This is a genomic window from Knoellia sp. S7-12 (genome assembly GCF_040518285.1).
In the GTDB taxonomy this organism is placed as follows: domain Bacteria; phylum Actinomycetota; class Actinomycetes; order Actinomycetales; family Dermatophilaceae; genus Knoellia.
In genome coordinates this window covers 4,132,173-4,144,671 of record NZ_CP155449.1, presented here as the reverse complement: position 1 = coordinate 4,144,671, position 12,499 = coordinate 4,132,173, and the positions used below count along the sequence as shown (strand labels likewise).

Sequence of the window (12,499 nt, the reverse complement as noted above, 5' to 3'; positions counted from 1 at the left end):
ATGGCAGTGACCGTGGAGTTCTGCGGCGAGGAGTTCCGGGCCTTGGACGACGCCCCCCTGACGATCGGACGCGTCGCCGACATCGAGATCGACGACAACCCCTACCTGCACCGCGTCTTCCTCCAGGTGCACCGCGAGCACGGTCTGTGGTGGCTCAGCAACGTCGGCTCCACGCTGACCGCGACCGTCGGCGACCGCAAGGGACTCTTCCAGGCATGGCTCTCACCCGGCGCCCGCATCCCGCTCGCCCTCGAAGCGTTCACCGTCTGGTTCACGGCTGGCCCCACGACCTACGACTTCGACATCACCGTCGACGACGCGACGTTCACCTCGATCGAGACCGAGCCCGAGCTCGAACCCGAGGACTCCCCGGGTGAGACGACCGTCGGCCGTGTGTCGATGACCCCCGACCAGAAGCTGCTCGTCGTCGCGCTCTGCGAGAGCTTCGTGCGCACGACGTATGCCGGCCAGGGCCAGATCCCGTCCTCCGCCCAGGCGGCCGCGCGGCTCGGTTGGACGACGACGAAGTTCAACCGCAAGCTCGACAACGTCTGTCAGAAGCTCGCCGACGCTGGGACTCGAGGACTCCACGGAGGCCCCGGCAAGCTCGCCAGCAACCGCAAGTCGCGGCTCGTTGAGCATGCTTTGTCGACGCGCATGGTCACGGAAGCGGATCTCGCTCTGCTCGACTGAATGCGTTTTGGGCCTTGGGTATGCCGTGCGCTCCCTGCGCGTATGCCGGTTCGCCGCTGTCCCATCCGCCGTCCGCGCGCCGAGCCCGGTCTCGAATGGGGGAAGAAATCCACGAACGCCCGCAGCGGTCCCGGCGGGGCCATAGGTTGGGACTTGCCGGGCAAAGGCGCCAGTTTCCCCTCGGGGAACCGCCCGAAGTGGGTATGGACACCCATAGGGAAGGCGCGGGACAGCCGGTAGCATTCATCACGGCATACGTGTGACTTCTTGACGCGTCGAGGGGTTCGCAGGTGTGTGAGCACCCACGGGGGGTGACACATCGGTTGCGGGGGCCACACAGGGCTTTCCCCTTTTCCGACAGTGTCGCCCCACCACTGCGATGAGAGGACCCCGACCCATGACGGTCACCCATGACCAGGCCGCGTGGTTCACCAAGACCTTCGAGGCGATGGTGAGCAACGTCGACAAGGCCGTGCTCGGCAAGGAGCACGTCATTCGACTGGCCCTCACGTGCATGCTCTCCGAGGGGCACCTGCTCCTCGAGGACTTCCCCGGAACCGGCAAGACGCAGCTCGCGCGTGCCTTGTCGAGCACGGTGCACGGCTCCAACAGCCGCATCCAGTTCACGCCGGACCTGCTGCCGAGCGACGTGACCGGTGTGACGATCTATGACCCCAACACCAAGGTGTTCGAGTTCCACAAGGGTCCGATCTTCGCGACGATCGTCCTCGCCGACGAGATCAACCGCGCGTCACCCAAGACGCAGTCGGCGCTCCTCGAGGTCATGGAGGAGGGCAAGGTCACCGTCGACGGCACTCGCCACGAGGTCGGCGAGCCGTTCATGGTCGTCGCCACCCAGAACCCCATCGAGCAGGCCGGCACCTACCGCCTGCCCGAGGCCCAGCTCGACCGCTTCCTCATGAAGACGACGCTTGGCTACCCCGACCACGACGCGACCGTGCGGGTGTTGCGCGACGCCAAGACCCGTGACCGCACCAAGGCCCTCGAGCCCGTGGTCACCTCCCAGGTCATCCTCGACATGGCCGAGCTCGCCGACGAGGTCCACGTCGACGACGCGATCCTGGACTACGTGTCGCGCCTCGCGGAGGAGACCCGCCGTCACGTCAGCGTCCGCCTCGGTCTGTCGGTTCGTGGATGCCTCGCCTTCGTGCGCTGCGCCAAGACCTGGGCGATCGGTCAGGGTCGCACGCACGTCCTCCCCGACGACATCAAGATGCTGGCCCACCCGGTCCTCAACCACCGCCTGCTCGTGACGGCCGAGGCTCAGTTCGCCGGCATCACCGTGGACCAGGTCATCAACCAGATCCTGGGCGAGGTTGCGCCTCCGACTGAGCGAGTCGCCTGACGATGTCCGATCCGGTGGGGCCCGACGAGGAGTCGGCCACGATTCGACGCTCCGACCTGCATGCTGGGGCATCGGATGCTGAGGCGACGGCGGCGCGTGGTGCGCGCGAGTCACGCTCGCGCCCACCCGCCCCCTCGGGTCCCGTCGACGGTGACGAATCAACCGTCTCCCGCTCGTCCCTCAAGGTCCGCCCGGCTCAGAAGCAGCCGAGCCGACAGCGCTCCTCAGGTGCCACAGCCACCGGGGGGTCACGGTGGCGCTCGATCCTCGGCCTGCGCCAGCCCGAGGACGACACCCAGGCCGTGCATCGCAATGAGCCGCAGGCAAGTGTGGGCAGCAGCCGGTCGACCCGTCGCCGCCCCGAGCTGCCGACGATCACGCTGCCCCGGGTGCAGATTCCCTCGGCCATCACCCAGACCGGCGCCCGCATCCTCGACCTCACGGGTGACCGCATCAGGCCGTTGGCGGAGAAGGCCGAGCCGGTGTGGCGTCCGGTCTCCCGGGCCCTGGCGTGGGTCTCGCCCCTCGGGTGGACGGTCTTCGGACTGGGCCTCGTCGCGTGGTTCCTCGCGAGCCGCTACGAATGGACCGAGCTGGCCATGATCGCCGTCGCCTGCCTCGTGCTCTTCCTGGCCTGCGTGGCCCTGGCGATCGGCCACTCCAAGGTCGAGATCCGCACCGACGTCGACCCGACGCGAGTCACGGTCGGCGAGCCCGCCACCGGCCGCATCGAGGTCCGCAATCTCTCGGGCCGCGGCATGCTCCCTCTGCTCGTCGAGCTGCCCGTCGGCCGATCCGCAGCCCGCTTCACGTTGCCCTCGCTCGGCTCCGGCAAGTCCCACGAAGAGCTGTTCGTCGTCCCCACCGAGCGCCGCGGCGTCATCCAGGTCGGCCCCGCGACCACGGTGCACGGCGACCCGCTCGGCCTCGTCCGCCGCACCATGGAGTGGACCGAGCAGAGCGAACTCTTCGTCCACCCCCTGACGACGTCGCTCGAGTCGCTCGGTGCCGGACTGCTGCGCGACCTCGAGGGTGAGGTCACGCCCGACCTGTCGATGTCCGACCTCGCCTTCCACGCCCTGCGTGAATACCAGCCCGGAGACGACCGCCGCTACATCCACTGGCGCTCGAGTGCGAAGCACGGACGCCTGCTCGTGCGTCAGTTCCTCGACACCCGGCGTTCGCACCTCGCCCTCGTTGTCGACACCTCGCCGGAGGTCTACACCGGTGAGGACGCCGCCGTGGAGCTGGCGATCTCGTGTGCCGCCTCGCTCGCCGTGCGCTCGATCCTGGACGAGCAGGACACGACGATCATCTGCAACGACCAGCGCATCTCCCGCTCCACCGCCCCGCTCACCCTCGACACCTTCGCCCGCGCGAGCATCGGTCAGATGGACATCTTCGGTGCGACCGGTGACGCCGCGGCCCTGGCGCCCGACGCGAGCATCGCGATCCTCGTCACGGGTTCACACCGTCCCTTCATCCAGGTCCAGCGGGCCCTCGCCCAGTTCGAGGTCGAGGTCATCAAGGTCGCGCTCGTCATCGATCCCGACGCTCAGGTCGGTGTCCGTCGTGGCGCTGGCCTGACGATCCTCACCGTGCGTGAGCTCGCCGACGTCCGCCGCGTCCTCTTCAGTGGAGTCCTCGCTTGAGCACCGACGCCACCGCCAGTCGCCGGTCCCGCGCCAAGGGGAGCGGCTCCCGTCAGTCGGCCGACCGTCCTTCGATCCTGGGTATGCCGTCCCGCGACGCTCTCGTCGACCTCACCTTTGCGCTCGTGCTCGTCACGATCGCCCTGGTCGGCTTCCGCACCGGCTTCATCGGCTGGGAGTGGATGGTGGCCGCGGCGATCGGTGTCGTCCTCGGCACCCTGGTCGCGCACGTTGCCGTGATCCGCTCCTGGCCGCTGATCGCCACGGCGCTCGCTCTGGTTGCCATCCACTTCGTCCTTGGTGGTCCGGTGGCCGTGCGCGGCGACCTGCTCGGGGGAGTGGTGCCGACGCTGCAGACCTTCCGCGACCTCGCGGTGACGCCGGTGACCGGGTGGAAGGACTGGCTCACGCTGCTCCCGCCGGTCGATGCGCGAGGTCCCCTCGTGGCCCTGCCCTGGCTCACGGCTCTGCTCGGGTCGGCGATCACCTACGGCGTGGCCCGACGTTTTGCGAGTGTGGGCGCCGCTGCACTCGCGCCGGTCGTCCTGCTCGTCGGCAGCATCGCCCTCGGCACGCAGCAGCCAGCGGCCAAGCTCGTCCAAGGTGTGCTGTTCGCCCTGGTCCTCATCCTCTGGCTCGTCGCCCGGGCCGCGCGCACCCGCGCAGCCCTGCAGAACGGCGCCGGCCGACAGGCACGCACGATCACGGGTGTCGTTCTCCTCACGGTCGCGGCTCTCGCGGGATCGCTCCTCGGGCAGTTCCTCCCCGGCACCGACGAGTCGTCCGCGCGGGCCGTGGTCCGCAACGAGCTGACACCGCCCTATGACGTCGCGCAGTTCACCAGTCCGCTCTCCGGGTTCCGGCAATACACCGAACCCAACACCGCGGACCTCTTCGACACCGAGATCCTCAAGATCACCGGCCTTCCGCCGGGTGCGCCCGTGCGGTTCGCGACACTCGACAACTACGACGGCCTCGTGTGGGGCGCAGCCGACCGAGCAATCGACGGCACGCCGTTCCAGCAGGTCGGATCCCGCATCGCGGCTCGCGCGACGGGTGACACGGTCACGGCGACGGTCACCGTCCCGGAGGGCGGGTATGCCGGTGCGTGGCTGCCCGTGGCCGGCTCGACGACCGGAGTGCGGTTCGACGGTGCCCGCGGCGACGACCTCGCCGAGGCGCTCTGGCTCAACACCGCGACCGAGACGGCGGTGGTCCCGGCGCTCGTGCAGCCCGGCGACACCTACAGCTTTGACGCCGTCCTCGACGCCAAGACCTGGTCGACCAAGCTTCCCGCGGAGCTCGATGTCGCCAGCGGTGCACAGGTCGGTGAGGACACGAGCTTCCTCGATGCCAAGCTCGACGCCTGGACCGGTCAGGCCGGCAGCTCCTGGGAGAAGTTCGTGGCCGTCGCCAAGACGATGACCCAGGAAGGGGCCTACACCGACGGCGGCACGGCCAACTCCTACGAGAAGGTCTACCTGCCCGGCCACGGCCTTGGCCGACTCAGTCGCTTCGTCGGTTCGACCCAGCTCGCCGGCAACGACGAGCAGTACGCCTCGACCCTCGCCCTCGTCGGCAACCGGCTCGGCATCCCGAGCCGCGTGGTCATGGGCGCGATCCCGGAGGCCGGTGGCGCGGTGAAGGGCAAGGACGTCCACGCCTGGGTCGAGGTGCAGGAGAGCAACGGCAACTGGCACGCGCTGCTGCCGTCGACCTTCCTGCCCGACCGCAACAAGAAGCCCAACGAGCAGCAGCTCAAGTCCGAGGAGCAGAAGGTCGGCGCCCAGGTGCCGCCCCCTGCCGGAGTGAACCCACCCTCTGTGCTGCAGGGCCCGGACCAGGCGCAGAACGCCACGGACATCAAGAAGAAGAAGCGCAACCCGCTCGACATCGGGGCCTGGCCGCTCTGGCTCAAGATCCTGGTCCTCGCACTGGTGCTCCCGATCCTGTTGGCGCTCGCGGCATACGCCCTCATCCGTTGGCTCAAGGCTCGCCGGCGTCGGATGCACGCCACCACCGGCCCCACTCCGTCGCGCGCGGCGTGGGTGTGGCGTGACCTTGTGACCGACGCCCGCAGCCTCGGAATCCCCGTGCCCAAGGGCGCGACCCGGCTCGAGCAGGCCACCGCCTTCCCGGAGTCCGTGGCCGCCGAGCCCATCGCGACGGGTGCCAACACCTCCGTCTTCGGACCTGGCGAACCCGAGCCCGAGGTCGCCACAACCCTGCTCGGTGACGCCGACGTCGTCCGCGGCGAACTGCGGGGGTCGGTGTCGACGTGGCGCCGGCTGCGGTCCGACATCAGCATCCGACCCCTGCTCGAGCGTGACCGCTCGACCCGCACCAGGAGCCTGAGCCTGCCCAGCCTGCCGTCGCTGCGTCGCACCCGTGGGGCTGAAGGATCCTTGTGAGGCCGTTCCGTCGCTCCACCCGCTCCACCCCTGTGACGCGGGCTTCGCGTCGGGGGCGGAGCCGTGGGCGCATCGCCTCGACTGCAGTGGTCGTCCTGGCGGCCTCGACCATGGGATACGCGGCGGTGACCTCCCAGGGGTCGACGGTCCACGAGGCTGACGTCGGTGACGGTGGAGTGTGGATCACGTCTGACGTGCAGGCGAAGTTCGGCCGGCTCAACAAGGCGGCTGCTCAGCTCGACGCCGGTGTCGCTGCTGATGTTGCGCCCGGCTCTGGCCTCGACGTCCTGCAGGACGGATCGGCCGTGATCGCCTGGTCCAAGGCCACCGCCCAGTTGCAGCCGATCGATGTGGCCACGGCTCAGTTCCGTGAGGAGACCGCGACCGCACCTGCTGTCCCGTCCCGCGAACCCGGTCGCATCCTGCCCACCCTCGTGGATCTGCGGGGCGGAACGATCGCAGCTGTCGACCCCAAGACCGGCAAGGTCTGGGCTCAGCGCGTCGACGCCCGCAAGGGCATCGAGAACCTCTCGGGTCTGGGCACCGGCGCGAAGCCGTTGGCCACCGTCGGGGCCGATGCCGTCCTGGCTGTGGGTGAGGACGGTGCGGTGCATGTTGCGTCGGGCGCCAAGGGCACGGTCACGACGATCCGCCCGAGTGGTCGCCTCTTCGCCAAGCCGGTCACTGAGCCGAGTGCAGCCAAGGGCAGCCTGCTCCAGGTCACGGCACTGGGGTCGGCCTGGGCGGTCTATGACCCTGCGCGGGATGCCGTCCACAGCAGCGGTCGCACCGATGGCGTCCCTGCGGGATTTGCGTCGACGCAGGGCCAACGCGCGTATGCCGCGGTGCAGCTCCCTGGGCCCAAGGCCGACTCCGTGGCGCTGTCCGGTGGGAGTGGACTGAACATGGTCCAACTCGGTGGCGGTGCTGCGCGCGGCGGCATAGAGGTCGCAGAGCAGATGAACCGCAGCGGAGCGGTCCCCCTTCCGGCCCACCCGGTGGTGCTTGCTGGTTGTGTTCACGGTGCGTGGTCCGAGGCCGGCAAGGTCTTCTATGGCGTCAACTGTGGTCGCGAGCAACCGGTCCCGACGGGCACCATCGACAACGTCAGCGAGACCCCCCTGCGAGATGGTGTCGCTTTCCGGGTCAACCGCGGCGTGATCGTCCTCAACGACCTCGACAACGGCTCCGCCTGGGACGTCCAACGCGACAAGCAGAAGATCGACAACTGGGACGCGCTCATCCCGCCACCCCAGCGCGACGAGGACAACAAGAAGAAGGACAAGAACCTCGTCGACGATGCCGTGGCCCAGCAGCCACCGACGGCCAAGCCCGACAACCTCACCGTCCGGCCAGGACGCACGAGCAAGCTGCACGTCCTCGACAACGACACCGACGCTGCGGGTTCGGTCCTGGCGATCGACCCGCGCGACGTGAGCGCCACCTCGAATCCCGACATCCGCCCCTCCGTCTCCGCCGACGGTCAGAGCATCGACGTCACCGTGCCCGCCGGTGCGACGGCGCCGTTCCAGTTCACCTATCTCGTGGGCAACGGCAAGGTGAAGGCCAAGGCGCGCGCTGCGGTCAAGGTCAACATCGCGGCAGAGGACACCAACAACGCACCCTTCTTGCGGGAGGGGCAGGCGAAGCTGGCCAAGACGGCATACCCCGTTCTTGCCGGCAAGCGACTCGCGGTTCCGGTCATCTCCGACTGGCGTGACCCCGAGGCCGACCCGGTCCTCACGACGGTCGACGGCGACTCGCTGAGCATCGACGGTCAGGGGCGGCTGGCCTACCTCGCGCCGCCGACTCCTGGGAAGGCCCAGATCGACTATGTCGTCGATGACGGGCGGGGCGGGCGCACCAAGGGCGTCGTGCCTGTGGAGGTCATCGCTCTCACCGAGACGCGTGCCCGACCGCCGGTCACGCAGCCTGATGTCATCCGTGGCGTTGTCGGGAAGTCCTTGCAGATCGAGCCGCTGGGCAACGACATCGCCGGCGCGGACCCGAGTGACCCGGACGACAAGATGCACCTCGCCGGTGAGGTCCGGGCGACCGGTGCCCTGACCGTTGACACCAACCTCGACACCAACGTCGTGACGGTCACGCCCTCGGGCGCCGGAACCTTTGAGCTGTCCTACGCGGCGCAGGTCGGGGGTGGCGTCGCACCGGGTCGGATCAGGGTGGACGTCATCGACGCTGCCGACCCGGACGCACCACCGGTGGCAGTCGGGGACACGGCGACGCTGCGTGACCAGTCGCCGACCTTGGTGGACCCGCTGGCCAATGACTACAGCCCTCGGGCCGACGTCCTCGTCACCCAGGGGGCAACCGGTTCCACGAGCGATGACTCGTGGCTGCAGGCGTCGATCTATCAGGGACGCTGGATCCGGATCGTGGCCCTTGAACCCGCGGGCGGCGCCACTGACTCCACCCGCAGAGGCACCATCCGCTACACCGTGAGCGACGGGGCCAAGAAGGCGACCGGCGAGGTGACCGTGACGCAGCGGCCGCCACTGGACCTCAACCCTGTCGTCGAGGACGACTCTGCTGTCGTGCGCCAGGGCGACACGGTCGCGGTGTCAGTGCTCGACAACGACACGATGGCCGACGGCATCCCGCTGAAGATCGACCCCACCAGCGTCAAGGTCCTCGGCAAGGACGTCCAGCAGTCGGCCTTCGCGTCCGGCAACGTCGTGCGGTTCGTGCCCTGGCAGGACAAGCTCACGACCGAGCAACCGGTCACCGTCGAGTACGCCGCCTACCCCGAAGGTATGCCGGAGCGCGCCCAGACCGGCCGCATCGCCGTGCGCGTCCGTCCCCTGCCGACCACGACCAACCCCAACCAGGTGCCGGTCGCGCGCAGCTTCTCGTCCTCGGTCACGGCCGGTGACCCACTCACGATCACGGTCCCGACGTCCGGTGTGGACCCGGATGGCGACACGGTCGGGGTGACCGGTGTCGTCGGGACCAATGGCGGCCCGGTCAACCTTGCGCTCGGCCGAGTGGTCGCGACCGGACCGTCGACGATCAGATACGAATCCTTTCCCACCGCCTCGGGCACTGAGGTCATCAACTATGAGGTGGTCGACCGCTTCGGTGGCGTGAGCCGGGCGTTCGTTCGCATCGGAGTCGTGGCACCGGGAGATGCCCAGCCACCCGTGGCGATCGACGACTCCGTGACCGCGGCCCCCGGCAAGACCGTCACGGTCCCGATCACCGCCAACGACCTCATCGCGCGCGGGGACTCGGTCGAGCTCGAACACGAAAAGCTCAACCCCGACTCCGAGAAGTCGCAGTGGAAGGTCGACGCCGACGACCAGACCGTGTCGACCAAGGTCCCGGAGGAAGGGGCCGCGGTTCACGACTTCGTCTATGGCATCACCAACGGTCTCTTTGACCCGTCCCGGGCGAGCCTGCTCGTGCGTGGTCAGAAGGACTACCTGAACCCGCCGACCGCCACCGACGACGTCGCCAAGCCCAAGGGTGGCGAGGCCTCGACCGCGGTGGACGTGTTGGCCAACGACACCGACATCGACTCCGACCCCGCGACCCTCAAAGTCGTCGAGGTGTTGTCACCCAATGCCAAGATCGTCGGGTCGAAGGTCGAGGTCACCGTCCTCGCCCACCCCTACACCGCGCCCTACGTCATCGAGGACGAGGACGGCGCCAGAGGGATGGCCGTCATCCACGTTCCACGTGGAACGGGCGGAACACCGTTCGTCGTCGAGGGCGCCCTCATCGAGATGGACAAGGACTCCACCAAGACGGTCAAGCTCGGCGACTACGTGAAGTCGCCGCAGAGCCGGACCCTGGGCATCACCTCGGCCAGCACCATCTCTGCGGCCCCGGCCAAGAACCTCACCCTGACCGCCGACGCCGACGGCACGTTGAACCTCACGTCGTCCGGTGGTTATGTCGGGCCGGCGTCGGTGATGTTCGAGGTCACCGACCAGATGAGTGATGACCAGAAGGACGTCCACACGGCATACGTCTCGGTTCCGGTGCAGATCGGACCCAAGGTTCCGCTCCTGCGCTGCCCGAGCACGGCCATCACGGTTCTCGCGGGCGGGCTCCCGCGTGCCCTCGACATCCCCACGCTCTGCCGAGTCTGGCTTCCCGTCGGTCTCACTATGGACGACATCGTCTTCACGTCCGGGTGGGAACGCGAGGCCTCTGACGTCGAGCTCAAGCGGAGTGGTTCCGGGGAGCGCATCGTGACGTTGAGTGCAGGGTCGGGTGCTCGATCGGGCAAGGGCGTGGTGCGCGTCGGGGTTCGCGAGTCCGACATCACCGCATCGGTGAACGTCACGGTCCTCGGCCAGCCCACTGAGCAGGCCAGCGTGGAGGATCCGCTCGCCAACATGCCCCCGCCGCGGCTGCGACCCATCACCGTCAACGGACTCCAGGAGGGCGACAGCCAGCAGGTCGACATCCGTTCCTATCTCGACTCCCCGCTCCAGGATGCAAAGTGCTCCGTCGACGCAGCGTCGGTCACGAGCGGTCAGGGCCTGACGGTCACGCGTGATGGTTGTTCCATCACGGTCTACGCTGGAGCGAAGCCGAGCCCCATCGGTCGGGTCGCGATCAGCGTGTCGGACGCCCCGGGTCGCACGGCCAACGGTGCCGTCAGTGTGACGATGCTTGGCCGACCTGACCCGCCGACCAGCGTTGCGGCACAGGCCGATCGGGACGCTGGCGGTCGAGCCCGGGTCAGCTGGTCGGCACCGGCCTATGACGGCGGCGCCCCGATCCGCACCTACACCGCCAAATGGAGGGGCGGGTCGACCGGCAGCCTTGAGTGCTCGGCCTCACCGTGCACCATCGACGGGCTCACGAACGGCAAGGACTACTTCTTCACGATCACCGCGACCAACGTTGTCGGCGAAGGTGATCCCAGTGCGCAGAGCAACGCTGCCCGGCCCGACACCAAGCCCGGCCCGGTGAACGGCGTGACGATGGCCAGCCGCGGCGACGGTTCGCTGACGATCCGGTGGAGTCCCCCAGAGAACAAGGGCTCGCCCGTGTCGAAGTACGTCCTGCGTCTCGTTCCCACGGGCGGTGGCACGCCCCGCACCGTCGAGGTTGCCGCGCCAGCCACGTCGACGACCGTGACCGGGCTCAACAACATGAGTGAGTATGCCGTCGCGGCCCAGGCCTACAACGAGGCCGGACCAGGTCCGTTCGGCACGGCGACAACGATGCAGTCCGCCGGAAACCCGCCACCTCCAGGCGGATTCAAAGCGACCCCTGATGGTCCCGGAGCCAACAAGAGCCTCGCCGCGATCACCCTGTCCTGGAACACGACCAGCCCCAACGGCCCGCCGCTGAAGAACTACACCGTCAAACGTCGGGTCACCGGCGGCGCCTGGGCTGACCTCAAGACCGTCCCGGCCTCGACGACTCGGGCTACCGACCAGGTGCAGTACGACGGGCGCAAGTACGACTACGTCGTCACCGCGACCAACGGTGCAGACCTCACCTCACCCAACAGCGCCGCCCAGTCCTTCACCTCGATCGGCCAGCCCTCCAATCCTTCGGTGACGGCCGCCACCCCCAACAACGATGAGAAGGTGCGGCTCACCGTCAGCCTCGGGCAGCCCCGCGCGGGCGGCTTCGCGTCGGTCCGGTGGGAGTCGTCGACCGGCGCGTCCGGCACGCACTCATGTGGGTCCTGTCCCGCAGGGGGCCAGGTGACGATCCTGACCGGTCAACTGCGCACGGTCGACCAGACCTTCACGGTGACGACGACCAACGGCACCCGCTCGTCGAACCCCGCGCGGAGCAACTCGGTCCAGCCATATGGCGCGACGCCTCAGCCGGTGGACAACGGCGGCACGACGTCCGGCCAGACCGTGACCTACCAGTGGAGCCTGCCAACGAACGGTCGCCCGATCGAGCGCGTGACGGTCACCGGCGCGGCGAACCACGACGGCGGTCCGATCACATCGATCTCGGCCAGCGGCAACTTCGCCCAGGACCTCACGATCTCCATCACGGCCTATTCCGCTGGTGGTGCGTCACCGGTCCTCACCATGACCCGTCGCACCGCTGATCCGCCGGCGCCGGAGATCTACAACGTCGGGCCGAGCCCGGAGGAGTACAACGACCCCGTTGGGGTCGGAACCTGTCGAACCTCGACGTGCCCGAAGGTGAACTACAGCGTTCGCAACTTCCCGCCCAACACCACGTGGAACGCGGTGTGTGAGTCCGAGCGGGCGGGCAATTCCACGTCCCGTCCCGCCGTGATCGACGCCTCCGGCAGTGGAGTGACGATGCGGCGTTATTGCCTCTTCGCTCGCGGTGGTGTCGGTCAGGTCAGGATGCACCTCTGGATTGGCGATCAGCATGTGTACTCGCCATGGTCGCCGTTCTGA

General features: G+C 68.5%; 5 protein-coding genes. All 5 read left to right on the top strand.

What is annotated here, in order from left to right:
* The 5 genes from V6K52_RS19880 to V6K52_RS19860 all read left to right on the top strand — a co-directional run bounded on the left by V6K52_RS19880 (position 1) and on the right by V6K52_RS19860 (position 12,499).
* The gene (locus V6K52_RS19880; RefSeq protein WP_353951842.1) at positions 1–693 is read left to right on the top strand and encodes a hypothetical protein; all 693 of its coding nucleotides are present in this window, start codon (positions 1–3) and stop codon (positions 691–693) included.
* A gap of 397 nt (positions 694–1,090) precedes the next feature.
* Positions 1,091–2,059 carry a MoxR family ATPase gene (locus V6K52_RS19875; protein ID WP_353951841.1) on the top strand — a complete coding sequence of 323 codons (969 nt, stop codon included), beginning with the start codon at positions 1,091–1,093 and terminating at the stop codon, positions 2,057–2,059.
* A gap of 2 nt (positions 2,060–2,061) precedes the next feature.
* Positions 2,062–3,711 carry a DUF58 domain-containing protein gene (locus tag V6K52_RS19870; protein ID WP_353951840.1) on the top strand — a complete coding sequence of 550 codons (1,650 nt, stop codon included), beginning with the start codon at positions 2,062–2,064 and terminating at the stop codon, positions 3,709–3,711.
* Complete coding sequence (locus V6K52_RS19865) at positions 3,708–6,122, top strand: transglutaminase-like domain-containing protein (RefSeq protein ID WP_353951839.1); 2,415 nt, start codon at positions 3,708–3,710, stop codon at positions 6,120–6,122. Before V6K52_RS19870 ends, V6K52_RS19865 begins: the two co-directional genes overlap by 4 nt.
* A gap of 125 nt (positions 6,123–6,247) precedes the next feature.
* A complete protein-coding gene (locus V6K52_RS19860) occupies positions 6,248–12,499 on the top strand; it encodes a fibronectin type III domain-containing protein (protein ID WP_353951838.1) in 6,252 nt (2,083 codons plus the stop codon).